The sequence below is a fragment of the Streptomyces albiaxialis genome, from assembly GCF_039530985.1.
Lineage (GTDB): Bacteria > Actinomycetota > Actinomycetes > Streptomycetales > Streptomycetaceae > Streptomyces > Streptomyces albiaxialis.
Genome location: NZ_BAAAPE010000016.1, coordinates 250,491 through 276,637, shown reverse-complemented (window position 1 = coordinate 276,637; position 26,147 = coordinate 250,491). Strand labels below are relative to the sequence as shown.

28 protein-coding genes are annotated in these 26,147 nt (G+C 75.1%); 17 read left to right on the top strand and 11 right to left on the bottom strand.

Annotated elements, in window-relative coordinates; translation table 11 throughout:
• Positions 1 to 132 precede the first annotated feature (132 nt).
• The 4 genes from ABD343_RS32770 (at position 133) to ABD343_RS32755 (ending at position 4,834) form a co-directional block, all read left to right on the top strand.
• Positions 133 to 1,137: a TIGR03557 family F420-dependent LLM class oxidoreductase gene (locus ABD343_RS32770; protein WP_344533485.1), complete on the top strand. Its 1,005-nt coding sequence runs from the start codon at positions 133 to 135 to the stop codon at positions 1,135 to 1,137.
• A gap of 44 nt (positions 1,138 to 1,181) precedes the next feature.
• Positions 1,182 to 2,852, top strand: coding sequence for a sugar-binding protein (locus tag ABD343_RS32765; RefSeq protein WP_344533483.1), 1,671 nt, complete (start codon positions 1,182 to 1,184; stop codon positions 2,850 to 2,852).
• A 111-nt stretch (positions 2,853 to 2,963) separates the two neighbouring features.
• Positions 2,964 to 3,896: an alpha/beta hydrolase family protein gene (locus tag ABD343_RS32760; RefSeq protein ID WP_344533482.1), complete on the top strand. Its 933-nt coding sequence runs from the start codon at positions 2,964 to 2,966 to the stop codon at positions 3,894 to 3,896.
• Positions 3,897 to 3,955: 59 nt separating this feature from the next.
• Positions 3,956 to 4,834, top strand: coding sequence for an LLM class flavin-dependent oxidoreductase (locus ABD343_RS32755; RefSeq protein WP_344533480.1), 879 nt, complete (start codon positions 3,956 to 3,958; stop codon positions 4,832 to 4,834).
• A 24-nt stretch (positions 4,835 to 4,858) separates the two neighbouring features.
• On the opposite strand, the gene ABD343_RS32750 is transcribed toward ABD343_RS32755, so the two are convergent.
• The 4 genes from ABD343_RS32750 to ABD343_RS41060 form a co-directional block, all read right to left on the bottom strand.
• Positions 4,859 to 5,089, bottom strand: a complete 231-nt coding sequence (locus ABD343_RS32750; RefSeq protein WP_344533873.1) for a winged helix-turn-helix transcriptional regulator — start codon at positions 5,087 to 5,089, stop codon at positions 4,859 to 4,861.
• Between the two features lie 69 nt (positions 5,090 to 5,158).
• Positions 5,159 to 6,340: an LLM class flavin-dependent oxidoreductase gene (locus ABD343_RS32745; protein WP_344533478.1), complete on the bottom strand. Its 1,182-nt coding sequence runs from the start codon at positions 6,338 to 6,340 to the stop codon at positions 5,159 to 5,161.
• Between the two features lie 85 nt (positions 6,341 to 6,425).
• Positions 6,426 to 6,983 carry an NADPH-dependent FMN reductase gene (gene ssuE, locus ABD343_RS32740; RefSeq protein WP_344533476.1) on the bottom strand — a complete coding sequence of 186 codons (558 nt, stop codon included), beginning with the start codon at positions 6,981 to 6,983 and terminating at the stop codon, positions 6,426 to 6,428.
• 266 nt (positions 6,984 to 7,249) lie between these two features.
• Positions 7,250 to 7,327, bottom strand: coding sequence for a putative leader peptide (locus ABD343_RS41060; protein WP_425578339.1), 78 nt, complete (start codon positions 7,325 to 7,327; stop codon positions 7,250 to 7,252).
• 152 nt (positions 7,328 to 7,479) lie between these two features.
• Here ABD343_RS41060 and ABD343_RS32735 point away from each other — a divergent pair, with 152 nt between their 5' ends.
• From ABD343_RS32735 to ABD343_RS32720, 4 genes are read left to right on the top strand one after another with little or no spacing between them, the layout of a single operon-like run.
• Entirely contained in the window at positions 7,480 to 8,721 is a 1,242-nt protein-coding gene (locus ABD343_RS32735) for an SLC13 family permease (protein WP_344533474.1), read from the top strand.
• Between the two features lie 9 nt (positions 8,722 to 8,730).
• Positions 8,731 to 9,429 (top strand): class I SAM-dependent methyltransferase, encoded by a 699-nt coding sequence (locus tag ABD343_RS32730; protein WP_344533472.1) that lies wholly within the window; start codon positions 8,731 to 8,733, stop codon positions 9,427 to 9,429.
• Complete coding sequence (locus ABD343_RS32725; RefSeq protein ID WP_344533470.1) at positions 9,426 to 9,740, top strand: hypothetical protein; 315 nt, start codon at positions 9,426 to 9,428, stop codon at positions 9,738 to 9,740. The genes ABD343_RS32730 and ABD343_RS32725 overlap by 4 nt, the downstream gene beginning before the upstream one ends.
• Positions 9,731 to 9,871 (top strand): hypothetical protein, encoded by a 141-nt coding sequence (locus ABD343_RS32720; protein ID WP_344533468.1) that lies wholly within the window; start codon positions 9,731 to 9,733, stop codon positions 9,869 to 9,871. The genes ABD343_RS32725 and ABD343_RS32720 overlap by 10 nt, the downstream gene beginning before the upstream one ends.
• A 7-nt stretch (positions 9,872 to 9,878) precedes the next feature.
• Here ABD343_RS32720 and ABD343_RS32715 read toward each other — a convergent pair whose 3' ends face one another.
• Positions 9,879 to 10,484 (bottom strand): TetR/AcrR family transcriptional regulator, encoded by a 606-nt coding sequence (locus ABD343_RS32715; RefSeq protein ID WP_344533466.1) that lies wholly within the window; start codon positions 10,482 to 10,484, stop codon positions 9,879 to 9,881.
• A 119-nt stretch (positions 10,485 to 10,603) separates the two neighbouring features.
• On the opposite strand from ABD343_RS32715, the gene ABD343_RS32710 reads away from it, so the two are divergent.
• Positions 10,604 to 11,257: a hypothetical protein gene (locus ABD343_RS32710; RefSeq protein WP_344533465.1), complete on the top strand. Its 654-nt coding sequence runs from the start codon at positions 10,604 to 10,606 to the stop codon at positions 11,255 to 11,257.
• Positions 11,258 to 11,344: 87 nt separating this feature from the next.
• Here the strand turns inward: ABD343_RS32710 and ABD343_RS32705 are convergent, their stop codons facing one another.
• Genes ABD343_RS32705 through wrbA form a run of 3 tightly spaced genes read right to left on the bottom strand, consistent with a single transcriptional unit; the run spans position 11,345 to position 13,400 of the window.
• Positions 11,345 to 11,599: a BBE domain-containing protein gene (locus ABD343_RS32705; protein ID WP_344533463.1), complete on the bottom strand. Its 255-nt coding sequence runs from the start codon at positions 11,597 to 11,599 to the stop codon at positions 11,345 to 11,347.
• Positions 11,593 to 12,717, bottom strand: coding sequence for an FAD-binding oxidoreductase (locus ABD343_RS32700; RefSeq protein WP_344533461.1), 1,125 nt, complete (start codon positions 12,715 to 12,717; stop codon positions 11,593 to 11,595). Before ABD343_RS32700 ends, ABD343_RS32705 begins: the two co-directional genes overlap by 7 nt.
• Entirely contained in the window at positions 12,714 to 13,400 is a 687-nt protein-coding gene (gene wrbA / locus ABD343_RS32695) for an NAD(P)H:quinone oxidoreductase (RefSeq protein WP_344533459.1), read from the bottom strand. The genes ABD343_RS32700 and wrbA overlap by 4 nt, the downstream gene beginning before the upstream one ends.
• Positions 13,401 to 13,537: 137 nt before the next feature.
• Between wrbA and ABD343_RS32690 the strand changes: the two genes are divergently transcribed.
• The 5 genes from ABD343_RS32690 to ABD343_RS32670 all read left to right on the top strand — a co-directional run bounded on the left by ABD343_RS32690 (position 13,538) and on the right by ABD343_RS32670 (position 19,439).
• Positions 13,538 to 14,185 carry a TetR/AcrR family transcriptional regulator gene (locus ABD343_RS32690; RefSeq protein ID WP_344533457.1) on the top strand — a complete coding sequence of 216 codons (648 nt, stop codon included), beginning with the start codon at positions 13,538 to 13,540 and terminating at the stop codon, positions 14,183 to 14,185.
• A gap of 218 nt (positions 14,186 to 14,403) precedes the next feature.
• Positions 14,404 to 15,582, top strand: coding sequence for an NAD(P)/FAD-dependent oxidoreductase (locus tag ABD343_RS32685; RefSeq protein ID WP_344533455.1), 1,179 nt, complete (start codon positions 14,404 to 14,406; stop codon positions 15,580 to 15,582).
• Between the two features lie 67 nt (positions 15,583 to 15,649).
• Positions 15,650 to 17,056: a 2-oxoadipate dioxygenase/decarboxylase gene (gene hglS / locus ABD343_RS32680; RefSeq protein WP_344533453.1), complete on the top strand. Its 1,407-nt coding sequence runs from the start codon at positions 15,650 to 15,652 to the stop codon at positions 17,054 to 17,056.
• Complete coding sequence (gene amaB / locus ABD343_RS32675) at positions 17,053 to 18,591, top strand: L-piperidine-6-carboxylate dehydrogenase (protein WP_344533451.1); 1,539 nt, start codon at positions 17,053 to 17,055, stop codon at positions 18,589 to 18,591. The genes hglS and amaB overlap by 4 nt, the downstream gene beginning before the upstream one ends.
• A 191-nt stretch (positions 18,592 to 18,782) precedes the next feature.
• A complete protein-coding gene (locus ABD343_RS32670; RefSeq protein WP_344533449.1) occupies positions 18,783 to 19,439 on the top strand; it encodes a helix-turn-helix transcriptional regulator in 657 nt (218 codons plus the stop codon).
• Between the two features lie 22 nt (positions 19,440 to 19,461).
• On the opposite strand, the gene ABD343_RS32665 is transcribed toward ABD343_RS32670, so the two are convergent.
• The 3 genes from ABD343_RS32665 to ABD343_RS32655 form a co-directional block, all read right to left on the bottom strand.
• Positions 19,462 to 19,992, bottom strand: coding sequence for a hypothetical protein (locus tag ABD343_RS32665; RefSeq protein WP_344533448.1), 531 nt, complete (start codon positions 19,990 to 19,992; stop codon positions 19,462 to 19,464).
• Positions 19,989 to 21,929: an alpha/beta fold hydrolase gene (locus tag ABD343_RS32660; RefSeq protein ID WP_344533446.1), complete on the bottom strand. Its 1,941-nt coding sequence runs from the start codon at positions 21,927 to 21,929 to the stop codon at positions 19,989 to 19,991. The genes ABD343_RS32665 and ABD343_RS32660 overlap by 4 nt, the downstream gene beginning before the upstream one ends.
• 183 nt (positions 21,930 to 22,112) lie before the next feature.
• A complete protein-coding gene (locus tag ABD343_RS32655) occupies positions 22,113 to 22,322 on the bottom strand; it encodes a hypothetical protein (RefSeq protein WP_344533444.1) in 210 nt (69 codons plus the stop codon).
• Between the two features lie 342 nt (positions 22,323 to 22,664).
• Here ABD343_RS32655 and ABD343_RS32650 point away from each other — a divergent pair, with 342 nt between their 5' ends.
• The 3 genes from ABD343_RS32650 to ABD343_RS32640 are packed head-to-tail and all read left to right on the top strand — an operon-like array spanning position 22,665 to position 26,125.
• Positions 22,665 to 23,753 (top strand): methyltransferase, encoded by a 1,089-nt coding sequence (locus tag ABD343_RS32650; RefSeq protein WP_344533443.1) that lies wholly within the window; start codon positions 22,665 to 22,667, stop codon positions 23,751 to 23,753.
• Positions 23,754 to 23,793: 40 nt separating this feature from the next.
• Positions 23,794 to 24,738, top strand: coding sequence for a DUF1266 domain-containing protein (locus ABD343_RS32645; protein WP_344533441.1), 945 nt, complete (start codon positions 23,794 to 23,796; stop codon positions 24,736 to 24,738).
• Entirely contained in the window at positions 24,728 to 26,125 is a 1,398-nt protein-coding gene (locus ABD343_RS32640) for a dihydroorotase (protein ID WP_344533439.1), read from the top strand. Before ABD343_RS32645 ends, ABD343_RS32640 begins: the two co-directional genes overlap by 11 nt.
• Positions 26,126 to 26,147 lie beyond the last annotated feature (22 nt).

Genomic DNA, 26,147 nt, shown 5'->3' with positions numbered 1-26,147 from the left:
CCTCCCTCACCCGTCCAGGGGGTGGCGGAGGGGCCGGGCGGCCTGTCTGCCCGGCCGTGGGGCACCCGGCTGCCAAGGTGCCCGGCGGGACGGACGGGACACCGGCGCACGACGAGTACGCAGGAGGAGCACGTGCAGATCGGCTACAAGCTGGCCACCGAGCAGTACGGACCGAACGAGCTGATCCGGCAGGCACGGAAGGCGGAGGCGGCCGGGTTCGACTTCGTGGAGATGAGCGACCACTTCCACCCCTGGCTGGACAAGCAGGGCCACTCGCCGTTCACCTGGACGCTGTTCGGGGCCGTGGCCGCCAGGACGGACCGGATCGGGCTGGTGACGGGCGTGACCTGCCCGACGGTCCGCTACCACCCAGCCGTCATCGCCCAGGCCGCGGCGACGCTCGCGCTGGTCTCGGACGGCCGGTTCGTGCTGGGCGTCGGCTCCGGGGAGCGCCTCAACGAGCATGTGGTCGGGCGCGGATTCCCGGCCGTCCGTGAGCGGCACGTGATGCTCAGGGAGGCGCTGGAGATCATCCGGCTGCTGTGGCGCGGCGGCTACCGCTCGTACGACGGCACGTATCTGCGGCTGGAGGACGCGCGGGTCTTCGATCTGCCGGACGAGCCGCCGCTGATCTCCGTCGCGGCGAGCGGCGGGCCCTCGGCGCGGATCGCCGCCGAGCTGGGCGACTCGCTGTTCGCGACGGAGGACAAGCCGGAGATCGTCGATCACTACCGCAGGGCGGGCGGCTCCGGCCCCCGGTACGCGGAGGTCCCGGTCGCGTGGGCGCCGGACGGGGCGACGGCGGCGCGGACGGCGCTGGAATACTTCCCGTGGGCCCTGACCGGCTGGAAGGTCATGAGCGAGCTGCCCAACCCGGTCAACTTCGAGGCCGCGACGGCGACGGTGCGCGAGGAGGACATCCGCGCGCGCTTCGCCTGCGGCCCCGACCCCGAGGGGTACGTCGCGAACGCGCGCGGCTTCGCCGAGGCCGGCTACGACCGCCTGGTGCTGATGAACGCGGGCCCCGACCCCGACGGCTTCCTCGACTTCTACGCGAGCGAACTCGACGGCCCGCTGCGGGAGCTGACGCCCGGGGCAGGGACGCCCGGGGCTGGAGCACCCGGGGCCGGGAGCTGAGGCCCCGGGCAGCGCTCGTCCTGGCCGCACTGCTCTGCGCGGCCGTGCTCGCCGCCGTGGCCCCCGCCCCCGCGCCCGCGCCCACCCCGGACGGGGAACGCGCCGGGGACGCCGCCGACACCGACGTGCTGTTCCTCGGCGCGCACCCCGACGACGAGTACCAGTCGCTGGCGGCCTTCGGGCAGTGGCGGCAGCGCGACGGGCTGCGGACGGCCGTCGCCACGGTCACGCGCGGCGAGGGCGGCGGCAACGCGGTGGGTCCGCAGGAGGGGCGCGCGCTGGGGCTGATCCGGGAGCGCGAGGAGCGCGCGGCGGTGGCGCGCGCCGGGATCACGGACGTCCGCTACTTCGGCAGGCCCGACTCCTGGTACACGCTGTCCGCGCCGCTGGTGGACCGGCTGTGGGGCCACGCCGGCACCCTCGCGCGCGCCGTACGCCTCGTCCGCGCCACCCGTCCGGAGACGGTGGTGACGATGGAGCCGCGCCCCTTCGACAACCACGGGGCGCATCAGGAGGCGGCGCGGCTGGCCGTCGAGGCGTTCCGGCTGGCGGGCGACCCGCGCGCGTTCCCCGGACAGCTCGCCGAGGAGGGGCTCGGCCTCTGGCGCCCGCGCACGCTGCTCGCCCAGCACTGGCTGTACGACGGGCCGGTCGGCCCCCGGTGCGAGAGGGGCGAGCGACGGGACCCGCGTACCGGCCTGCCGGTGACCGGCGTGTGGACGGGCGCGTGGGCACGACGGGGGCCGGACGGCGGGCGTACGACCTGGGCGCAGGTCGAGCGGGACGCGGCCCGGACGTACCGCACCCAGGGCTTCGGCGCGCTCGCCCCGGTGGTACGGACGCCGCGCGAGCGGCTGCCCTGCGACTGGTTCACGGTGCTGGCGCGGGACGGCGCGCCGGTGCGGGCGGAGGTACGTCCGCAGGGCGGACTGCGCCCGCTCTACCGGGAGTTCCGCGACTGGGCGGCGCGCGAGGGCATGCCCTGGCTGGCGAACGGCGCCCAGCCGCGCTATCCCGCCCCGCCCTCCGCCGCCCTCCCCCGGGCCGCGCGCGAGCCGAGGACGGACGGCCGCGCCGGGACGGGCGAGTACGCGGGAGCGCCACGGCTGCGGCTGGTCCACTGGCAGGGCAGCGGCCGCTGCCGCGGCGCGCGGGACTGCGCGGGCACGGTGCGCGCGGTGCGGCACGGCGGCACGCTGCACGTCCTCTTCGAGGTCGCCGACGACAAGCGCGGCGCGGCGCTGGCCCGTTCGGACTGCAAGCGGCACTGGCGCACGGACGCGGTCGAGATCGCGCTGGACCCGCGCGGCACGGCCGACGACACGGCGTCGACGCTGAAGCTGGGCGTCCTGCCCTTCACCTCCGGCCACCCCCAAGGCTCCGGCGATCCCGGCCACCCCGGCGGCTCCGGGCCGTGCGCGGCGCGCGACGCGGACCACCGGCAGGGCCCGGCGCGCACGACGGCGCCCGGCGTACGGGTGGCCTCCCGCGTGAGCGTCCCGTACCGGGGCTACACGGTCGAGGTACGGATCCCGCTGCCCACCCTCCCCGCCGCCGTCGACCCGGACCGGATGCGGGCCAACTTCCTGCTGTACGACTCCGACACCCGGGACAGGACGGGGCAGACGCGGCTCGCCTGGTCGGCGTTCGGCAGCGCCCAGGCCGACCCGTACGTCTGGGGGCGCGTCAGGCTCGCGGGCCGCCCCGCGCGGTAGCCCGGAGGCGCCGGAGGCACCGCGCTTGTTAATCGGAACAGCGTTCCGTATATTCGGAAGCGGAACAGCGTTCCGGCTTTCCCGGCCGGCCTGACCTTCGAGGAGACACCCATGTCCCGTTCCGTTCCCGTCATATCCGTACGCCCGGTGGTGCTGCCCGCGCCCGGTCGCGGCGAGGACCTGCACGTCCGCGTCTCCGCCCCCGTGACGGGCGACGCGCTGCCCGTCGTCGTCTTCTCGCACGGCTTCGGCGAGTCGATGGACGGCTACGCCCCGCTGGTCGACTTCTGGACCGCCCACGGGTTCGCCGTCGTCCAGCCGACCCATCTCGACTCCCGGACGCTGGACGTCCCGCCGGAGGACCCGCGTCACCCGGAGATCTGGCGCATCAGGGTCGAGGACCTGACGCGGGTCCTCGACGGGCTGGAGACCCTGGAGGCCGCCGTCCCGGGGCTCGCGGGGCGGCTGGACCGGAGCCGCGTCGCCGCCGCCGGACACTCCTGGGGCGCCCAGACGGCCGGCATGCTGCTGGGCGCGCGGGTCCTCGGCGCCGACGGGACCCCGGGCGAGGACATGTCCGACGCGCGGGTCAAGGCCGGTGTCCTGTTCGCCGTGCCGGGCACGGGCGGCGCGGACCTGACGCCGTTCGCCGCCGAGAACCTCCCCTTCATGCACCCCGACTTCACGGGGATGACCACACCCTCGCTGGTGGTCGCCGGGGACAAGGACGACTCCGCGCTGACGCACCGGGGGCCCGAGTGGTTCACGGACGCCTACGCCCTCGCCCCCGGCGCCAGGAGCCTGCTCACCCTGTTCGGGGCCGAGCACTCGCTGGGCGGGATCTCCGGTTACGCCGTCACCGAGACGACCGACGAGAGCCCCGAACGGGTCGCCCTCGTCCGGCGGCTGACCTCGGCGTTCCTCCGCGACGCACTCGACCTCGCACGCGACCCGGCTCTCGACCCGGCGGACAGCTCGTGGGAAGAGGCCGAGGCCGAACTGGGCCGGAGCGCGGACCCGTTGGGCCGGATCACCTCCAAGTGACGACGAGAGAGACGGGACCGACCCGAGCGACGAAATCGACGAGAAAGGAGCCGCTGCCCATGCCCAGCTTCGGCATCATGACCCCTCCGATGCAGGTCGGTTACCACGACATCCTGCGGGTCTGGACGGAGGCGGACGCCGTTCCCGAGATCGAGCACGCCTGGCTGTTCGACCACCTCATGCCGATCGGCGGCGACCCGGGCGGACCGGCGCACGAGGGCTGGACGCTGCTCTCCGCCCTCGCCGCGCGGACCCGGCGGCTGCGCCTCGGCGTGCTCGTGACCAGCAACCGTTTCCGGCCGCCCGCGGTACTGGCCAGGATCGCCGCGACCGTCGACTCCGTCGCGGAGGGGCGGCTCGACTTCGGGATCGGCGCGGGCTCGCGCCCCGGCCATCCCCTGGCCCGGCGCGAGTACGAGGCGCACGGCCTGCCGTACCACGGCTTCACCCGCTCGGTCAGCGCCCTGGACGAGGCGTGCACCGTGATCAGGCGGCTGTGGGCCGAGGACGAGCCGTTCGACTTCGAGGGCGAGCACATCCGGCTCGCCGGGGCGTTCTGCAACCCCAAGCCCGTGCAGCGCCCCGGCCCTCCGGTGGTGATCGGCGGCCGTTCCTCGGCGCTGCTGCGCGTGGCCGCGAGGCACGCGGACGTATGGAATGTCCCCGGCGGCGACATCGAGGACGTGGCCGCCAGGAGCGCCCTGCTCGACCGCCACTGCGCCGAGATCGGGCGCGACCCCGCCACGCTCACCCGCTCGATCCACCTGCCCGTCTCCTACGAACGGCCGGAGAGCACGCGGAAGGCGGTCGGCGAGGCCGTCGACGCCGGTTTCACGCACGTCGTCCTCGGGCTGCCCGCGCCGTTCCCCGAGGGCGTCGCGCGGTGGGTCGCCGACGAGCTGGTCAGCCGCGCTCCGGCGCCTTCCGCGCTCTCCTGACGGCGAGGCGGTGCCAGGCGATCCTCACGAGCGAGGAGCCCGCGCCGAGGAGCGCCGCGAACGGGGTGAAGGGCAGCAGCTTCCCGGTACCGCCATCGGCGGCTCCTCGGCCAGCCGGCGGTCCCCCCAGGAGCGCGGCGAGGTGAGCGCCCCGAGCAGATCCCGCCCCGCCTCGGTGAGCACGTACTCGTGGCGGGGCGGCCGTTCCTGGCAACGGTGGCGCCAGACGACTCCGACGGCTTCGAGGTGGCGCAGGCGAGCGGCGGGAGGGCGGCGAGCGCGCCGACCTGCCGGGCGCCGCGCTGCTCGCGGGCGGCCGTCACGTCAGCGCGCGCTCCCCGCGGCGGCGACGGGTGTCCGGGCAACCGTTTGCCCGGCGTCGGCGCTTCCCGGGTCCTCGGCGCGGAACGGGTGCCGCCACAGGCCGCGTGCCCGGAGCCTGGGCAGCACGCCCTCGCCGAACCAGTACGCCTCCTCCAGGTGCGGGTAGCCGGAGAGCACGAACTCCTCGATGCCCAGCCCGTGGTACTCCGCGATCCGGTCCGCGACCTCGTCGTGGCTGCCGACCAGGGCCGTCCCGGCACCGCCGCGCACGAGCCCGATCCCGGCCCACAGGTTGGGGTGGATCTCCAGCCCGTCCCGCTCGCCGCCGTGCAGGGCCAGCATCCGCCGCTGCCCCTCGGACTCGCTGCGGGCCAGGCCGCTCTGGACGGCGCGTACGGTCTCGGGGTCGAAGCCGTCGAGCAGCCGCCGCGCCTCGGCCCACGCCTCCTCGGCCGTGTCCCGGGTGATGACGTGCAGACGGATGCCGAAGCGGACGTGCCGCCCCTCCTTCTTCCCGGCCAGTGTCCGGATCCAGGCGATCTTCTCCGCGACGGCGGCGGGCGGTTCGCCCCAGGTGAGGTAGACGTCCGAGTGGCGCGCGGCGACGGCGCCCGCGGCGCGCGAGGAGCCGCCGAAGTAGATCCCGGGGCGCGGCTCGGGCACCCGGGCGAGCAGCGCGTCCTCGACCCGTACGTGCGCGCCGTCCAGGCTCACGCGCTCGCCGTCCCACAGCCGCCGTACGACGCCCAGGAACTCGTCCGTACGGGCGTAGCGCGCGTCCTTGTCGAGGAAGTCGCCGTACGCGCGCTGCTCGTGGCTCTCGCCGCCGGTGACGACGTTGACCAGCAGGCGGCCGCCCGTCCGGTTCTGGAAGGTGGCGGCCATCTGTGCGGCGAGGGTGGGCGAGACGGAGCCGGGGCGGAAGGCGACGAGGAACTTCAGCCGCTCGGTGCGCTGGCTGACCATGGCCGTGGTCAGCCACGCGTCCTCGCACCAGGCGCCGGTCGGGGTGAGTGCGCCGGTGAACCCGAGGTCCTCGGCCGCGGCGGCGATCTGGGAGAGGTAGCCGATGCTCGGCGGCCGGTCGCGGCCCGAGGAGGTGGCCGGGGTGCCGTGGCCGCCGCCGACGACGTGGCGGCTGTCGCCGTTGGTGGGCAGGAACCAGTGGAAGGTGAGGCTCACGGGCGTACGCCTTTCGTACGGGGAGGGTTCGGGAAGGGGCCTGAGCAATCGTTTGCCCCGCGGGGGTCGGCGTCGGCGCCGCCGCTCATCCCGTGGCCGCCAGCACCGCCGTACGGCCGCCGAGCGCGGCGGAGAACTGGTCGGTGACCTGCGCCAGCGCCTCGGCGGCGCCCGGCGCGACGGTCAGGGCGCCGTCCTCGCCCACGGTGAGGTCGGTGTCGAGCGTGAACCAGCCCTGGACGATGTGTCCCGCGCCCATCGAGCTGAGGACCGGGCGCAGCGCGTAGTCCAGCGCGAGGACGTGGGCCGTGGTGCCGCCGGTGGCCAGCGGGAGGACGGTCTTGCCGGTCAGCGCGTACTGCGGGAGCAGGTCCAGCAGCGTCTTGAGCAGGCCGGAGTAGGCGGCCTTGTAGACGGGCGTGCCGATCACCACGCCGTCGGCGCGCGCGAACAGTTCGACCGTCCCGGCGATCGCCGGGTGGCGGACGTCGGCGCCGAGCAGGGCCTCGGCGGGCAGCGTCCGCACGTCCAGCGACCGGACCTCGTGCCCCTGGGACGCGAGACGTGTGTCTAGGTGCCGCAGCAGGCGCGCGGTGCGGGAGGTCGCGGAGGGGCTTCCGGAGACGGACAGGACGAGGGCCATGCGGGGACCTTTCGTACGGCGGGGGGGGGACGGCTCACACGGGCGGGAGGCGGGTCGCAAGGGCGGGACACGGCGCGGGCATGCCGGTGCCGGGCCGGGCCCGCGCGGCGAGCGTGGGCCCGCGGGTGGGGCGCGGCAGGCGGCAGCCGGAGGAGTCCGCTCAGCGGAGGTGCGGGAGGTCCCGGTACGTCAACGCGGCGTGGAGCACGGGCCCTCGGGCGCGGCGAGGCGGAGCGGGACGGCGAAGGGGGAGGCGCCCCCTGGCGTCAGCGGCAGCGACAACAGGTGCTGGAGACACGCGCGAGATCGACATGGCGTCGCCGCGTGAGGTCCGGTCGCTTCATGCCGACGATCCAATCAGCGGCCTGACCAGGCGGTCAAGAACGCCCGGCGCCCGTTCCACATCCCGGACCGGGACGCACCCGGACCGGGACGCACCCGGGCCGGGACGCACCCGGCGCGTGCCCGGGCCGCGCGGGCCGGGATGATCGAGGGCATGGTCGCCGAGTCCCTGTCCGTCGTCGCGCTGGTCGCGGTGCTGGTGTGCGCCGTCGTACGGCCGTTCCGGCTGCCGGAGGCCGTCGTCGCCGTGCCCGCCGCCGGACTGGTGGTCGCGGCGGGGGCGATCCCGTGGGCGCACGTACGGGAGGAGGCGGGGCGCCTCGGGCCGGTGATCGGGTTCCTGGCGGCGATCCTCGTGCTGGCGCGGCTCTGCGCGGACGAGGGGCTCTTCCGGGCCTGCGGGGCGTGGACCGCGCGGTGGGCGGCGGACCGGCCGCGCCGGCTGCTCGGGTCCGTGTTCGCGCTCGCCTCGCTGATCACCGCCGTGCTGAGCCTGGACGCGACGGTGGTCCTGCTGACGCCGGTGGTGTTCGCGACGGCGGCCCGGATGGGCGTACGCCCGAGGCCGCACGTCTACGCCGGCGCGCACCTGTCGAACACGGCTTCGCTCCTGCTGCCCGTCTCCAACCTGACGAACCTGCTGGCCTTCACGGCGACGGGGCTGACGTTCACCCGCTTCGCGCTGCTGATGACGCTGCCGTGGCTGGCCGCGATCGCCGTGGAGTACGCGGTCTTCCGCCGCTTCTTCGCCGCCGATCTGGACGCTCCGGCGGAGGGCGGCACCGGGGTCGAGGGGCCGGTGCGGCTGCCGCGGTTCGCGCTGCTGACGGTCGCGGCGACGCTCGCCGGTTTCGCGGTGGCCTCGGCGTGCGGCGCCGACCCGGCCTGGGCCGCGGCGGCGGGTGCCCTCGTGATGGCCGTACGGGCGCTGCTGATCCGGCGCACCTCGGCGGTGACGCTGGTGCGGGCGGCGCAGCTCCCGTTCCTGGCGTTCGTGCTCGCGCTGGGCGTCCTCGTACGGGCCGTGCTCGACAACGGGCTCGGGGGAGCCCTGGACCGGGTGCTGCCCGAGGGGACGTCGCTGCCCGCACTGCTGGGCACGGCGGCGGTGGCCGCGCTGCTCGCCAACCTCATCAACAATCTTCCGGCCGCGCTGGCCCTCGTCCCCCTCGCCGCGCCCTCGGGCCCCGGCGCGGTCCTCGCCGTCCTCCTCGGTGTGAACATCGGGCCGAACCTCACCTACACCGGCTCCCTCGCGACGCTGCTGTGGCGCCGCATCGCGCATCAGCACGAGCACGCGGTGGGGCTGCGGGAGTTCACGCTCCTCGGCCTGCTGACCACACCGGCGTCCCTGCTCCTCGCCACGGTCGCCCTCTGGCTCGCACTCCTGGTCTAATCTGCGGAGGTGGACACCGGAGGGGAGTCCCCGCGCGAGGAGGACCCGGCGGCCGGGAGATGGCTCTCGGACACCCGGGCGTCCTACGACGCCGATGCCGTCGGCTACGCGGACGAGACGCGGAACCTCACGGCCGAACTGCCGCCCGAGCGGGACGTCATGGCGTACTTCGCCGACCGGGTGCGGGCCCTGGGCGGCGGCCCCGTCGCGGACGTGGGGTGCGGGCCCGGCAGGATCACCGCGCATCTGCGGGGCCTCGGCGTGGACGCCTTCGGCATCGACCTGTCGCCCCGGATGATCGAGGTGGCGCGGCGCGAGCACCCCGGGCTGCGGTTCGAGGTGGGGTCGATGACCCGGCTCGGCCTCGCGGACGGCTCGCTGGCGGCCCTGCTCGCCTGGTACTCGATCATCCACGTCCCCGACGAGGCGGTCGTCCCCGTGCTCACCGGCTTCCGCCGGGCGCTGCGGCCCGGCGGTCTGCTGCTGCTGCTCGGCTTCCACACCGGCGCCCCCTCGCCGCCCGGGCCGGGGGCGGACGGCGGGAGAGGGCCCGAGTCCTGCGTCCGGCGCCGACGGCCGGACCGGGTGGCCGCCTGGCTCGACGAGGCCGGTCTCGCCGTCGAGACCCACCCCACGCTCACCTCGGCCGCGCGCGAGCTGGGCGGCGTGCTGCCGGCCCGGAACTCACCGTCCGGGGCCGCGCGATGAGCTGGCTCGTCCGGCTGTGCGCCGGGCTCGGCCCGGTGGCGGCAGTCTCCGTCCTCTTCTTCCTCCGGCTGGCGAGGACCACGGCGCGTCCGCTGCCCGCGTACGACCGGACGCCGCCCACGGCGACGGTGCTGGGCCCGCGCTCCCGCGACGAGACCGAGAGCGTCGAGGTCGCGTACGAGGACGACGGCGGGGTGCGGCGCACCGCCGGGCTCGCCGACCTCGTCCACCACTCCGGCATCGGCCGGTTCGCGCCGGGCACACGGTGGCAGGTCTCCGCGTTCCGGGCCCCGGGCCGAGGGTGCTGCTGACGGAGGCGCACGAGGACGTCGTGCGCCGCGGGTACGAGTTCGACGGCGTGCGGATCGGCGCCGGGTCCGGCCCGGTCCCCGTCGGCCCCGGCTCCCCGTTCCTGCGCGGACGCCGCCGGATCGAGGAGTGAGCGCCCGTCACCCGCGGTCGGCGAGGACGCAGTCCACGGCCATGTAGAGGGTCTCCGTCTCGGACCGCAGGATCGACTCCTCGGCGGGCAGCGCCCGTTCGGTCGCGAGCCCGTTGAGCACGGTCATCAGGAATCTCGCCCGCCGGGTGTTGTCGCCCGGGGCCAGCGCGCCCTCCCGGGTGAGGCCCGCCAGCCAGGACTCGACGCGGCGCTGCCCCTCGCGGTCCATGGCGAGATACGCGGCGCGGACGTCCTCGGTCTGCTCGGGCACGATGAACGCCTCGTAGATCTTCCCCCAGGCCTCCCGCGCCTGTGCTCCCACCCCGGCGGGCGCGAGCACCTGGCGGAGGCAGGCCACGAGCCGGTCCCGCGCCGGTACCGAGGGGTCCTGGCTCCAGTCGTCGGAGACCACACCGTCGTAGACACAGGCGAGCACCGCGTCCCGCAGTTCGCGCTGGGTCGGGAAGAAGTGCCTGAGCGATCCGGTGCTCACCCCGGCCCGCGCCGCGACCGCGCGGACGCTCAGGCTCGCCCCCGGATCCTCCCCGATCATCTCCACGGCCGCCGCGAGGATCCTGCCCCTCGTGTCGGTTCCCGCCTTCTCCCGCGTCACTGCCCCTGCCTTCCGCCGCCGACTGTCACGCCGTGCTAGTACGCCGTGCTAATCTCGGTGCCACGGCACTAGCACAGTGTGCCAGTACGCAGGCGGTCGAGCGCCGGGGAGGCCGAGGAGTGTTCGAGGAGCGGCGACGGCGCCGGGCGGTGCGGCGCGTGAGACCGGGGGACGGACGGCCACTGCGGCGCTTCCGCTGGTGGCAACTGCCCGGCCGGGCCCTGTTCCACCTGCCGCCCGCGCGGCACGACGGCCACGGGGCGGCCTATGCGGTGGACGTCCGGCACTGGCAGAACCAGGCCTCCGGCAAGGTCGAGGCGCACCTGTACCGGGACGGGAGGCTGCACGCCGAATCCAGGCTCCCCGCCGCCTTCCCGGTGCCGGGCGGCACGATCGAGGTGGCGATGAGCGGCTTCGGGATCAAGCGCTGCCACTTCGTCAGCGAGGGCGGCACGGAGCGCCAGCTCGTTCCCGACCCGGCCTCCGCCGAGGGCCGCCGCGCCCGCCTCGACCGGAACCACCCGGCGCTGAGCCGCGGGATCGCCGCGTTCTCGGTGCTCATGCTCCTCATCGGCGCGGGGCTCCTCGTGCTGCAGATCGCGGAGCCGGTCTCGGAGATCCCGCCCGTCGCCTCCCGCGTCGGGACCTTCGGCTCGCCGCTCCATCTGCCGCTGTGGCTCAACACCGCCCTCGGGGCCGCCGCGGCGGCGAGCAGCGTGGAGCGCGCCCTCCGGCTGCGCTACCACTGGCTGCTCGACGGCGCGGCGAACTGAGCCCTCGCCGGGACCGCGGGGCGGACGGCCGGGCGCTGGTCCCCCCTCACCGACCAGCGCCCCGCCCGAGCGGGGCCGGGACCGGGGTCAGCCGGCGGGCGGGATGTTCTGGTTGACGCGGAAGACGTTTGCCGGGTCGTAGGCCGCCTTGGCCCGGCGGAGCCGCGCGAAGCCCGTCTCCCCGTACGCGGCGCGCAGCTCGTCGGCGGTCGCGTCGCGCGGCAGATAGTTCACGTACGCGCCGCCCGCGCCGAACGGGCGGAGCGCGGCGGTGAGTTCGCGGACCCACGCCCGGTTCTCGCCGTCCTCCTCCGGCGCGTCCCACGTCGCCTCGATCAGCACGTTGAAGGGCGCGTGCCGGAAGCCGACCGCCGTCTCCTCCGCCGGGCGGCGCGAGACCGCGCCGTGCAGATGCTCGACGGTGATCCCGTTGCGCGCCGAGGGCGCCCGGGCGGTGAACTCCACGAGGACGGCGACCACTTCCTCCGACAGCTCGCGGAGCGTGCTCGTGCCCCAGTGATGCCGGGCACCCCAGCCCACCAGCGGGTCATGAAGCTCTGCCCGTCCACGTAGCTCCGCGGCGCCACCGAGTCCTGGACCGGGTGGAGCGCGCGCAGCACCGGGATCAGCGGGTCCTCGCCCGGCCCGTCGATCACGCGCGGCGTGACGAGCACGGCCGGCTCCCCCGTCGGCGCGTGCGTGAAGATCAGTTCCGCCACGGAGCGGTCGGGCAGGTCGCCGGAGGCGGCCACCTTGCGGTAGACGGCGGCCAGGTCCGGCGCGGACTCCAGGGGCCAGCCGAGGAATCCGGTGGTCATCCCGGTGACGGGGTGGACCGCGTAGTGGAACCCGGTGACCACGCCGAAGTTGCCCCCGCCGCCGCGCAGCGCCCAGAACAGCTCGGGCTCGCGCGCCGCGTCGGCCCGTACGCGCGAGCCGTCCGCCAGCACCACGTCGGCGGCGACCAGGTTGTCGGCGGCCAGGCCGTGCAGCCCGCGCAGCGCCCCGATGCCGCCGCCGAGGGTGAGCCCGGCGACGCCCGTGCTGGAGACGACGCCGCCGGTGCTCGCGAGCCCGTGCTCCTGGGTGGCGCGGTCGTAGTCGCCCCAGGTCGCGCCGGGCTGCGCCACGGCGTACGCCTGCTCGCCCGCGCGGGCGGCCGGTTCGACGCGTACGGCGCGCAGCCCGCCCGTGTCCAGCATCAGCCCGCCCGCGGAGACGGAGAGACCGGCGCCGCTGTGCCCGCCGCCGCGCACGGAGAGCGGGACCCCGGCCGCGGCGGCCGTGGCGACGGCCAGCGACACATCCGCGGCGGAGGCGGCCCGCAGCACGGCGTCGGGGCGGCCGGGCAGCGAGGCGGTGTAGACGCGCAGCGCGGCCTCGTACTCGTCGTGCCCCGCCGTGAACAGCGGGCCCTCGGCGCGGCGTTCTAGGTCGCGCGCCCACGCGGGGGCGCTCACGAGAGGCCCCCGAGGCTCCCGGCGGCCCGCGCGTCCACGGGCGTGCCCACGGACGTACCACCGGGGGTGCCGGCGGGGGTACGGCGCAGCAGTGCGGCCTTCTCCGCGACGCGCCGCCCGAGGTGGCGGGCGGCGGCGAGGGCCGGCTCGCCGGGTCCGGCTCCCCCGCCGTCGTCGGCGCTGACGCCGTACGGGTTGCCGCCCGCGCCCTCGACGACCGGGTCGGTGTAGCCGGGCGGCACCAGGATCGCGCCCCAGTGCATGAAGACCTGGTACATGCTCGTGAGCGTCGACTCCTGGCCGCCGTGCGGCGATCCGGCGCTGGTGAACCCGGCGAGGGCCTTGTCGGCCAGCTCGCCCGCGTCCCACAGGCCGCCGGTGGTGTCGAGGAACTGCTTGAGCTGCGCCGCCATGTTGCCGTAGCGGCTGGGCGTGCCGAACAGCAGCGCGTCGGCCCAGGTCAGGTCGGTCAGTTCGGCGAGCGGCACGTCGCGGGCGGCCTCGGCGTGCGCGAGCCAGTCGGGGTTGGAGGCGACGGCCTCGGGCGGGGCCAGCTCGGCGACGCGGCGCAACCGCACCTCGGCACCGGCCAGTTCGGCCCCCTGGGCGACGGCACGGGCCAGGGCGTGCACGTTCCCGGTGGAGCTGTAGTAGACGACGGCGGCTTTCAGATGTTCCGGCATGTCACACGCTTTCTCGTTCATGGGGCCCCTAAGCGGAGCGTTCTCCGTTTAAGGTAACCGGAGAATACTCCGCTTATCAACCGCGACTAGACTCCCGCCGTCGGAAGAAGCGATCCGGAGAGCTGCGGGAGTCGGGAATGGCGCGGGCCAGCGGGAGCAAGCGGGAGCGGGAGGAACCGGCCCGGCTCCCCGTCGTGGGCGCCGAGCCGCCCGAACGGGCGGACGCGGCGCGCAACCGGCAGAAGATCGTCGCCGCAGCCCGCTCCCTCACCGAGAAGCGCAGCCTGGAGAAGATCTCCCTCGACGAGGTCGCCGAGGCCGCGGGCGTCGGCGTCGGCACGGTCTACCGGCGCTTCGGCGACCGTTCCGGCCTGGCCTACGCCCTGCTCGACGACAGCGAGCGCGCGCTGCAGAGCGCGTTCCTCCAGGGCCCTCCCCCGCTCGGACCCGGCGCGCCGCCCTCGGCCCGCGTACGCGCGTTCCTGCACGCCTACCTCGACCGGCTGCTCCGCGAGACGGACCTGCTGCTGGCCGCCGAGACGAGCGCGCCCACGGGCCGCTACACCGGCGCGTACGCCGCGCACCGCGCGCACCTGGCGGCCCTCGTCGCCGAGGCCCGTCCCGACGCGGACGCCGCGTACCTCGCCGACGCCCTCCTCGCCCCGCTGGCCGCGCCCCTGATCGTCCATCAGACCGTGGACCTGGGCATGGACGCGGCGCGCCTGAAGGCCGGACTCGACGCCCTGGTGGAGGGGTTGCTGGGCACGGCGGCGGGACGCCCGTAACGCGCTGCGGGGTCCGCGGCGCTGACGGCCCGAGGGCCGAGCCGCCGGGCACGGCGCGGGGCGGCGTGATCCGTGCGGCGCGTGTGGTCCGTGCGACGCGTGCGGCGGCCGTTGCCGACGCTTCATGGACGGCGGCGGGCGGCGTGGGTGACGATGGCGGCAGGCACCGCTGATCGCACATCCCGGCTCACCGCTCAGGCTATGGAGGGATCGGCCTCTTGTCCGCCACCCCCGTCCACCGTTCCGTGCCGTCCGCCGCCGAGTTCGTGGTCGTCGGGGGCGGCGTGATGGGTGTCAGCGCCGCGTTCCACCTGGCCGAGGCCGGGGCGCGGGACGTCGTGGTGGTCGAGCGCGGAGCGCTCGGCTGCGGCAGTTCGGGCAAGCCGATCGGCGGCGTCCGGGCCCACTTCTCCGACCCCCTCAACATCGAGCTGGGCCGCAGGAGTCTGCGGGCCTTCGCGGACTTCCCCCGCCGCCCCGGCGCCCCCATCGGGCTCGACACGGTCGGCTATCTCTTCCTCCTCACGAGCCAGGGGCAGGTCGCGGAGTTCGAGGCGGGCGTCCGCACGCAGAACGCGCTCGGCGTCCCCAGCCGCCTGGTCACCCCCGCCGAGGCCCGCGCGCTGTGCCCGTACCTCGACACGGACGGGCTCGTGGCCGCCGTGCACTCCCCCACGGACGGCCACGTCCGCCCGGCGCGCGTCGTGCGGGGGTACGCGGAGGCGGCGGCGCGGGCAGGCGTGCGGTTCCTCACCGGCATCGAGGTCACCGGCTTCGACACGGCCGGGGACCGCGTCACGGGCGTGCGCACCGACCGGGGGCGGATCGCCTGCCGGACCGTCGTGTGCGCGGCGGGCGCCTGGTCGGGGCGCGTCGGGGAGCTGGCGGGCGTCGCGCTGCCGGTGCGGCCCGTGCGCCGCCAGCTCGTGTTCACCGCGCCGCTGTCGCCGCCCGCGCCGCGTATCCCGTTCACGATCGACTTCGCGTCCACGGCGTACTTCCACAACAGCGACGACGGGCTGCTCTTCGGCCTCGCCGACCCGCGCGAGCGGGACGGCTTCGACACCACCTGGACGCCGGAGTGGCTGGAGCTGTTCCGCGCCGCCGTGCGCGTACGGGCCCCCGCGCTGGCGGAGATGGAGACCGCCGGAGGGTGGGCGGGGCTGTACGAGGTCACGCCGGACCACAACGCGCTGATCGGCCGCTCCGGAGAGCTGGTCAACTTCCTCTACGCGACCGGCTTCTCCGGGCACGGCTTCCTCCAGGCGCCCGCCGTCGGCGAGATCGTGCGCGACCTGTGCCTGGAGCGCGAAACGTTTGCCGACATCTCACCCCTGAGCGCGGACCGGTTCGCGGCGGGCGCCGGGAGCGACCGGCCGGAGGCGTACGTCGTATGACCCGGACGCGCCCCACGCCCCGTACAGGCTCTCCCCTCCCCGCAGGCGACCGAAAGGCGGCACCTCGATGATCAGCCAGTGGCGGCTCCGGGCCGCCTTCGCCGCGCGGCTCTCCGACATGTACGGCCGCGAGGTGCCCGCGTACACCACGCTCGTGGACGTCTCGCGCGAGGTCAACGCCGACGTGCTGCGCGAACGCGGCGCCGACGCCGAGCGCCTGGGCTCGCTGGGGCGCGTGACCGCCGAGCGGCACGGCGCGATCCGCGTCGGCACGCCCGCCGAACTCGGCCAGGTGGCGCGGATCTTCGGCGCCCTGGGCATGCGTCCCGTCGGCTTCTACGACCTGCGCGAGGCCGCCGCCAGCGCGGTGCCGGTCGTCTCGACGGCGTTCCGCCCCGTGGACGAGGAGGAGCTGGCCCGCAATCCGTTCCGGGTCTTCACCTCGCTGCTCACGCCCGCCGATCCGCGCTTCTTCGACGACGGGCTGCGCACGCGGCTGGAGGCCTTCCTCGCCGGGCGCGAGCTGTTCCCGCCCGAGCTGCTGGCGCTCGCCGACCGCGCCGAGACCGAGCGGGAGCTGCCCGATGAGGAAGGCGAACGTTTTCTCCGGCTCGCCGTCGCCGCCTTCGAGCTGTCCCGCGAACCCGTCGACAGGGCCTGGTACCGGACGCTGGAGAAGGTCTCGGCCGTCGCCGCCGACATCGGCGGCGTCCGCAGCACCCACCTCAACCACCTCACCCCGCGCGTCCTCGACATCGACGGCCTCTACGCACGGATGACCGGGCGGGGCATCGAGATGATCGACACCATCCAGGGCCCGCCGCGCTGGGAGGGCCCCGACGTGCTGCTGCGGCAGACCTCGTTCCGGGCCCTGGACGAGTCCCGCCCGATGCGCGAGCCGGACGGCACGGTGGCCGAGGGCGCGCTGCGGGTGCGGTTCGGCGAGGTCGAGGCGCGCGGTATCGCCCTCACCCCGGAGGGCCGGGAGCTGTACGACGGGATGCTCGGCCTGGTCGACGCCCGCCTCGCCGCGGAGCCCGGGGCCGCCCGCGCCGAGGTCGCGCGCTCCGTATGGGCCGCCCATCTGCCCGCGACGGAGCGGGAGTTGGACGCGCGGGGCCTGGCGTACTTCACCTACCGCGTCTCCCCCGCCCGCGCCCGCGACGGCTCCCGCCCGCCGGCCGGGCTCGACGCGCTCCTCGACGAGGGCTGGGTGCGCGCGGAACCCGTCGTCTACGAGGACTTCCTGCCGCGTTCCGCCGCCGGGATCTTCCAGTCCAACCTCAGCGGAGAGGGCTCCAGGGACGACGCCCGCGAGGGCGCCGCGTACGACACGGACTGGCTCGCGGGCGCCCTCGGCCGCGAGGTCCTCGACCCCTACGCCCTCTACGCCGCACAGCGCCGCCGCTCCCTCGCACGCGTCGCGGAGGAGCTGGACCTCCCGGAGATCGCAGCACCCCAAGGAGCCGTATGACCACCGCTGACCAGCCCGTCCTGCCCTCCACCGACGAGCTGCGGGCCCGTGCCCGCGCGAGCCTGGAGCGGATCGGCGTCTCCCCGCCGGACGGCGCGGACCTCGCCGCCCGTACGCCCCTCACCGGCGAGGACCTCTTCGGGCTGGCCGCCTCCGGACCCGGGGACGCCGAGCGGGCAATCGAGGCCGCGCACGAGGCGTTCCTCGCGTGGCGCGCGACCCCGGCGCCGAAGCGCGGCGAACTGGTCCGCCGTCTGGGCGAGTTGCTGCGCGCGCACAAGGAGGACGTGGCGGACCTCGTCACCGTCGAGGCGGGCAAGATCCGCTCGGAGGCACTGGGCGAGGTCCAGGAGATGATCGACATCTGCGACTTCGCGGTCGGCCTCTCCCGCCAGCTCTACGGCCGTACGATCGCCTCCGAGCGCCCCGGGCACCGGCTCGCCGAGACCTGGCACCCGCTCGGTGTGGTCGGGGTGATCTCGGCGTTCAACTTCCCCGCCGCGGTGTGGTCCTGGAACACGGCCGTCGCGCTGGTCTGCGGCGACACCGTCGTCTGGAAGCCGTCCGAGCTGACCCCGCTGACGTCGCTGGCCTGCGACGGGCTGCTCGCGCGGGCCGCCGCGGAGACCGGAGCCCCGCGTGCGGTACACCAACTGCTCCTGGGCGGCCGGGACGTGGGCGAGCGGCTGGTGGACGATCCGCGCGTGGCGCTTGTCAGCGCGACCGGCTCGACCCGCATGGGCCGCGAGGTCGGCCCCCGCGTCGCGGCCCGCCTCGGCCGCTCCCTGCTGGAGCTGGGCGGCAACAACGCGGCCGTCGTCGCCCCCTCGGCGGACCTCGATCTCGCCGTGCGGAGCATCGTGTTCGCCGCCGCGGGCACGGCGGGCCAGCGCTGCACGACGCTGCGCCGCCTCATCGTCCACCGCGATCTCGCCGACCCCCTCGTCGAACGGCTCGCCGCCGCCTACGGCAAGCTCCCGGTCGGCGACCCCTTCGACGCGCGGACCCTCGTGGGCCCGCTGATCTCCACCGCCGCGCTCGACCGGATGCGGGAGACGATCGCCCGCTCCGAGAAGGAGGGCGCGACCCTGCTGGCCGGGGGCGAGCGCCGCCTCGCGGACGCTGCGCCGCACGCCGCGTACGTCGCGCCCGCGCTCGTACGGGCGCCCGAACAGACCGCCGTGGTACGGGAGGAGACCTTCGCGCCCGTCCTCCACGTCCTCACCTACGACACCCTGGAGGAGGCGATCGCGCTGCACAACGGCGTGCCCCAGGGCCTCTCCTCCAGCATCTTCACCCGCGACCAGCGCGAGGCCGAGGTCTTCCTGTCGCCGGAGGGCTCCGACTGCGGCATCACGAACGTCAACATCGGCACCTCCGGGGCCGAGATCGGCGGCGCGTTCGGCGGCGAGAAGGACACGGGCGGGGGCCGCGAGTCCGGCTCCGACGCCTGGCGCGCGTATATGCGCCGCGCGACGAACACCGTCAACTACTCCGGCACGCTCGCCCTCGCGCAGAACGTCAGCTTCCTCTAGCCGACGCGTTCCCGCCCGCCCTGCGAGCCGCCCGTCCGCCCGATCGGGCGGACACGGGCACGGAACGGTCAGGATTGCCGCCGTACCGGTCCGGTCGCGGAGGCGTGAGCGCTGACACACTCTGGTGCCATGCCTTGACACCCAGACCACGGACGGACCACAGAGGGGAACTGGGCGTGCTATCCATAGGCTTGGTCACGAACGACAACAAACACCTGTCCTACCTGCTGGGTCTGGCGCTCGACCGGTTCCAGATCGAGATCGCGCTGTGCGGCAGCAGCGTGCTGGACGCGGTGTCGCGGCCCGAGTCGGGGAAGGTGGACATCTGGCTGGCCCGGCTCACCGAGCGGACGCCGGAGGTGTGGCGGACGCTGGCGCCCGGCCGGGACGACCCGTCGCAGCCGTCGCGCCCTGTGCCGCTCGCCGTGGTGTGCGACGGGGGCGAGACGCAGGTGGCGGACGCCCTGTCGCACGGGGTGTCCGCCGTCATCCTCCCGGACGACTCCGCGTTCGACACGGCGGCCGGGGTGCACGCGGCGGCGTCCCGCGAGCTGTTCATCTCGCCCCGCCTGCTGCGGCGGCTGGACGACCGGCTGACCGACGCGCTGGCGTCCCGGATGCCCCGTACGGACACGCTGACCGACCGGGAGGAGCGGGTGCTGGCGCTGATGGCGGACGGGATGTCCAACGCGGACATCGGCCGTTCCCTGCACATCAGCCCGGCCACGGTCTCCACCCACGTCGGGAACATCCTGCGGAAGCTGGAGGCCAGGAACAGGACCGAGGCGGTGACCACCGGCCTGGAATGGTCGCTGATCGCCCGCCCGGCCCGGCGTCCCGTCCCGTGACCCCGCGGGGTGACGTCGCGGGCTAGTCGAGGTCGTGGAACTCGGAGACGAAGAGCGTGCGCGGCTCCTCGCGGTCGTCGAATCCCGCCGAGGACGCCAGCATGAACTGCACCTTGCGCGCCCCGGGCGGCTGTTCGCACGTATGCGTCACGAAATTCAGCATCGTCAGATACGGAATGGTGAGCTGGAGGCGCTCGATACGGTCCTCGCCCAGCGTGACCTGTTTCAGCTCCGAGAACGCGTCGGGCAGCAGCTTCTCGACCCGGCGGCTGGGGTGCCAGATCATATGGCGCAGGGTCCGGCGCTCGATGAGCGGATACTCGGCCCATTCCGTCGTGCTGCCGTCGCCCATACGCGCACGGGTCAGCAGATGAATATCGGTGTTGCCCGGATTGGGCGCGAAGAAAGTGGTCACCGGAATCGCCGTGTTGATGGGGTCGATACGGCTGAGGAATGGCGGCGTCTTCCGGAACTGTTTGGCGACGGTGAGCCCGATCCACGTCGTCAGCACCCCGTACAGGCCGTAGCGGGAGGCGGTGGCGAGCTGGTTCATGAGCGGGCTCCCTTCCCTGCGCCGGGAGCCGCGTGCTGCGCGCGCACCCACTCGACGGCCTCCACGACGTGCTTCGCGTACTGCTCGGCCAGCACCAGCGTCTCGTGCCCGGCCTCGTCCACCAGGTCGTGCCGCGAGACCCGCGACAACTCGGCCAGCTCGCGCTGGAGTCCGGTGTGCGTCGGGTCGCTGCGCACGGTCTCGCCCGCCGTCAGCACCGCGACCGGCATGGCGGCGCTCGGCTCCAGCAGCGAGGCGTCCGGGGACCACCACCGCTGCGACTGGTCCAGCTCGCGCAGCGCCGTACGCCACACGCGGGGGTGCGCCATGCAGTCGCGCGTGGCCGCCGCGAACTCCCGCGGCAGGGTGTCCATCTGGTCCATCCGCCCCGAGCGGCGCAGCAGCCCCGCCGTGGCCTGGAGGTACGTGGTGGTCATCCGCTGCTTGATCCACGGCAGGGCCTCCCGCTGCCGCGGCGAGCGCCGGAACTGGTCGGGGTGCGAGGCGTCCGCGAGGACGAGCCCGCCGACCAGCTCCGGGTGACGGCGCGCGAAGCTGCGGACCCGCAGCCCGCCGATCGAGTGCCCGACCAGCACGTACGGGGGTTCCACGCCGAGTTCGCGGAGGAGGGCCAGCAGGTCGCGGGAGGCCGCGTCGGCGTCCTGCCGCCGCCGGACCGCGTCGCTCCAGCCGGTGCCGGGCCGGTCGTACGCGACGTAACGGGTGCCGGGCCGCAGGCCCTTGAGGACCCAGCCCCACTCGGTCGCGGGCGAGGCGAGCCCGTTCTCGAACACGACCGCCGGTCCGGCGTCCGCGCCGTCCGCCCCCTCCGTACGGGCGAGGACGTGCACGTTCCGGCCGGCGACCCGGACGAGCCTGCCCGGCATCGAGCGCGTCAGCCGCTCCCGCCGCGTCCTGGCGACCTGCCGCGCGGCCGCGCCCGCGAGTACGGCGGCACCGGCCCCGGCGAGCACGGCACCGCGCCGCACGCCGGGACGGCGCAGCGCCTCGGACGCGCGGACGAGGGCCGTGGGGGCGGAGTGCGCGGGGACGGCGGGGACGCCCCGGGCGGCGGGAGTGGCCGGTTCGCCGAGGGAGCGCGAGACATGGGCGAGCGCCGGGTACGTCGAGCAGTACGACCAGATGAAGCGGTTGAGGCCCATGAAGCGGGCGTTGGCGAGGTGGAAGGCCGTGCCGGAGGCGAGGATGCCGCGCGCGACGGGCTTCGGCGCGACGAGGACCAGCGGGAACGCCATCTCGCCGAGGATCGTCGCCCACGCCACCGACTTCGCCAGCCAGGGCCGGTCGCGGACGGCCTCGAAGAACCGGGAGTCGCCGAACATGCTGGTCCGGAAGATCTCCGGGATGGCCGTGCCGTCGCGCCAGACCGGCGAGATGAGCTTGGCGGCGCCGGAGGTGAAGTAGGCCATGCAGACCTGCGCGGCGAGGAACCGGGCCAGTGCCTCGCGGGCGCGGGGGTCGTGGCCGAACGCCTTCTCGGCGGCGGAGACCGCGTAGTTGACGAAGGTGAGGTGGTCGGAGCCGTCGAGCCCGTAGCCGCCCATCCGGGTGTGCAGGCCGTGCGCCGTGGCGCACATCGTGGCCGACAGGACGCCGCGCTGGGCCCGGGTCGCGCCCGGCAGCACCAGCCCGAGCCCGGCGAGCGCGCGGGTCTGCACGAGCCCGACGACATTGGGGTAGCCGAAGATCTTCTCCAGGCGCTCGGGGCCGAGGCGGCGCCACCACATCGGGGAGCGCAGCTTCATCACCGGCCAGCCGAACATCCCGTCGTCGGCCAGCGTCGAGGAGGCGGCGAGCTGTTCCAGCGCGCCGATCGTCGCGCCCACCGAGGTGAGCGTCTCGACCTTGCGGAAGACCGCGTCGAGGTCGTCCTTGCCGCCCCACGAGGGTGGTGGTGCGGGCGTGTACGGGCTCATGGTTCCTCCGGCGTGGGGGCAGATACGGGGCGGGTACGGGAGCAGGTACGGGCCGTGGCCGTACGGGCGTGGCCGTCGGGCCGTGGCCGTACGGGGGCGGGGTGCCCCGGCAACGGCGCCGCCCGGGCCCGGCGTGGCGGGTTCGGCCCGGGCGGCGCCGGAGGTCACTCCGGGGTCAGGTGGTCAGGCCATGCCCGGGTGACCGCTGATGAGCGCGTTCACCGAACTCCCGGCCTTGCGGCCGCCGTCGGGGACCGACCCCTCCTGGTCGTGATAGCCGAACGCCTTGGCGAACGAGGTGGCCGGGCCGAGCGCGCACCCGACGGCACCCGCCACCGTGAGGGCGATCAGCGGGGTGAAGAGGACCGGGACGACGCGGTCGGTCGGCGCCACGTAATGTCCCTCGTGCGTGGTCGCGTTCTGCCGCGCCCACTTCGCCACGGGGGATTCCTGGGTCAGTGCCATGGAGAGCTCCTTTCTCGGGAAGCACTCCGAAACTAAGCCGCGCGGAACCGGCCCCGGCATCGTGCGGGAACACCGTCGTCGGCGTGAGGAAGGGAAGTCCGGGGGATTGACAGCGCGGGCTCTGGCATTTTCGCGGGCCCGCGTCAATCCGCAGACCTTCGCCTCTTTCCCGCGCGGCGGTCCTGCGAACTCCCGATGCGGGCCCGTACGGGGCGACCGTAGATTCTCCAGCGGAAACCCGGAAGAGTACGGACACTTGGGAGACGGGCGATGACGGATTCCGGCCAGGCGGACGAAGCGGTCAGGCAGGCCACCACCTCGCTGATATTCGGCTTCGCGTTCTCCCAGGTCTGCGGAACGCTCTCGCGCCTGGGAATTCCCGAGGCATTCGGAGAGGCCGACGGCACGGACGGGGACCGCGCGGGAGAGGACGGCACCCGTTCCGTGGACGCGCTCGCCCTCGCCACCGGCTCGGACCCCGGCGCGCTGCGCCGGCTGCTGCGCGGGGGCGCCGCGCTCGGCCTGCTTGCCCCGCGCGGGGGCGGGCGGTTCGCGCTCACGCCGCTCGGGCGGGCGTTCCGCGACGGGCCCGCGCCGCGCGCGCTCGCCGCCCTGTACGGGGACCCGGACGTGTGGCGGGCGTACGGCGCGCTGGAGGACTCCGTACGCGACGGCAAGCCCGCCTACGAACTGGCGAACGGCGTCGGCCTCTACGAGGACCTCGCGGCGGGCGGCCCGCTCGCCGCCCGCTTCCACACCGCGATGAGCCTGGTCACCGCCGCGCAGACCCCGGTGATCGTGGGGCACTACGACTTCGGGCGGTTCGCGCGGGTCGTCGACGTCGGGGGCGGCGACGGCACGCTGCTCGCCGCCGTGCTCACCGCGCACCCGGGCGTGCGCGGCACGCTCGTGGAGACGGGAGCGGCGCTGCGCGCGGCGCAGACCGCGCTCGACGCGGCCGGGCTGACCGGCCGGTGCGAGACAGTGGAGGGCGACTTCCTCGCGTCCGTACCGCCGGGCGGCGACGCGTACGTGCTGAAGAACATCCTGCACAACTTCGACGACGCCGCCTGCGTGCGGATCCTCCGCAACTGCCGCGAGGCGGCCCGCCCCGGGGGCCGGGTCGTCGTGCCCACGCTCGTCCTGCCCGACGAGAGCGGGGAGTTGACGGGCGGGCTGGAGGAAGCGGCGCTCATGGCGTTGAGCGACATCGAGATGATGGTGCTGACGCCCGGCAGGGAGCGCACGCTCGCCGAGCACGTAGGGCTGTTCGGCGACGCGGGGCTCGAACTCGCCGCCACCGTCACCCTGCCCGGCCTGCCGGGTCACGCGGTTCTGGAGGCGCGCCCCGCCCGGTAGTGTCCGGCGTGTCCATGGCGTCGGAGGGCCGGAGGGCAAGGTGCTGTTGCGGAAGCTGCCGTTTCTGCCGGGCGTCGGGAAGCGGCTGCGGGCGGACCGCGCCGCGGGCGAGCGCGACCCGGAGGTGCTGCGCGGCCTGGCCTGCGGCGCGCACCTCGCGTACGCGAACGGCGACGCCTGGAACACCGTCGTGGACCCGAGCCCCTCCCCCAAGTGGGAGCGCACCCGGCTGAAGGCGACCTGGGGCGTGACCTCGCGCGAGGGATGGCGGGAGACGCAGGAGCTGCTGCTCGACGGCGAGATCTCCACGTTCGGCTGGGACCTGGCGCTCGACGTCCGCGAGGAGCTGGCCGCCCCGTCCGGCGCACACGACCCGTACGGGGCGTACGGGGCGTACGGCGGTGCCGTGTCCGGCGCCGCGTGGGCCGAGGGCATCGCGCGCACCCTGCGCGAGCGGCTCGGCCCGGGCGCGGCCGACGGCCCCGCAGAGGCGCTGGCGAAGGAGGCGGCGCGCGTGCCCCGTTACGAGGAGCGGTTCCGCGCCGACGGGCTGCTCGCCGCCGGGGCGCGGGTGCGCAGGACGCTCGCCTGGGACCTGGGCCGGGCCGCCAACATGGCGTGCTGGGGCGTGAACGCGGGCTTCGCGCACGCCGACGAGGCCCGCGCGGCGCTGCGTTCGGCGGGCGAACTGGCGCGGAAGGCGTACGGCTCCTGGGCCGAGTTCTCCACCGCGTACGTCCTGGGGCGCTGCCTGCACTTCGACGAGGACACGCTCGGCTCCTGGTACCGCGAGGTCCGCGACTCGCACCGGCTGCTGACGCGCCACCCGGAGAGCCCGTGGACGGCGCGAGAGCTGCACGACGGCCCGTACGGGGGCCCGACGGACCCGAACGGAGGCCCGAACGGAGGCCCGTACGGCGAAGGCCCGTACGGCGGGGGTCCGTACGGCTCCTCCGGTGGAGGGGCGAGCGGGCATGGCCGCTGAGGAGTACGACCTGGTGGTGCGGGGCGGCACGCTCGTCACCGCGGGCGGCTCCGGTCCTGGCGACCTCGGCGTGGCCGACGGCCGGATCGTCCAGTTGGGCGGGCCGATGCGGGGCCGCCGCGAACTGGACGCCTCGGGCGCGTACGTACTGCCGGGCGCCGTCGACACCCATGTCCACCTCCAGGCCACCGCGCCGGGGCCGGGCGACGAGCCGGGCTTCGTCGACGACTTCGCGTCCGGCTCCCGCGCCGCGCTCGCCGGGGGCGTCACCACCCTGGGCAACATGACCTTCCCCGCCGACGAGGCGCAGAGCGTGGAGGAGGCCGTGGCCCGGGACCTCGCGGCGGCGGGCGCCTGTTCGGCCGTCGACTACGTGCTGCACCCCGGTCTCTTACGGGCGGACGACGCCTCGCTCGCGGCGATCCCGGCGCTGGCGGCCCAGGGGCACATGAGCATCAAGCTGTTCATGATGTCCCTGGACGAGGAGGCGGATCCGAGCCGCCTGGTCGCCGCGGTCAAGCGCGCGGGCGACGCCGGGATGCTCACGCTGGTGCACTGCGAGGACGGGGCGCTGACCCGCTTCGTCGCCGAGGACCTGACCGCGTCCGGGCGGGACGCGCTGACCCACTACCCCGCCAGCAGGCCCGACTTCACGGAGGCCGCCTCCGTCGAGCGCGCCGTCGCGGTGTGCCGTGCGACGGGGGCACCGGTCTGCCTCGTCCACCTCTCGTCCGGGGCGGCCCTGGACGCGGCCCGCCGCGCCCGCGCGGGCGGCCTTCCCGTGTACGTCGAGACCCGCCCGCTCTACCTCCACCTCACCGCCGAGGCGCACGCGGCCTCCGACGGCGCGCGCTTCGTCGGCATGCCGCCGCTGCGGCAGGCAAACGATTCCCGCGCGCTGTGGAACGGGCTGGCCGACGGCTCGGTCGACACCGTCGCGACCGACCACGCGCCCTGGTTCCTGCGCGACAAGCTCTCCCCCGGCCACCGGCTCACCGCGCCCCGCGCGGGGGTCGCCGAGCTGGAGACGATGGTGCCGATGCTCTACGACGCGGGGGTGCGCACCGGGCGGCTCTCCCTGGAGCGGCTCGTCGCCGTCACGGCCACGGCCCCGGCCCGGCTGCACGGCCTCTACCCGCGCAAGGGCACGCTCGCCCCGGGCGCCGACGCGGACCTCCTCGTCCTCGACCCGGACGAGGAGCGGGTGATCGACGGCGCGGCCATGGAGTCCCGCGCGGGCTACTCGGTGCACGACGGCCGCCGCGTGCTCGGCTGGCCCCGCTTCACGGTCAGCCGCGGCGAGGTGGTCTACGCGGACCGTACGGTCACGGCCCGCCCGGGGCGCGGGCGCTGGCTGCGGCGGACGCGCACGGGGACGCCGACGTGAGGAAGGGCCGCCCCGGCACCCC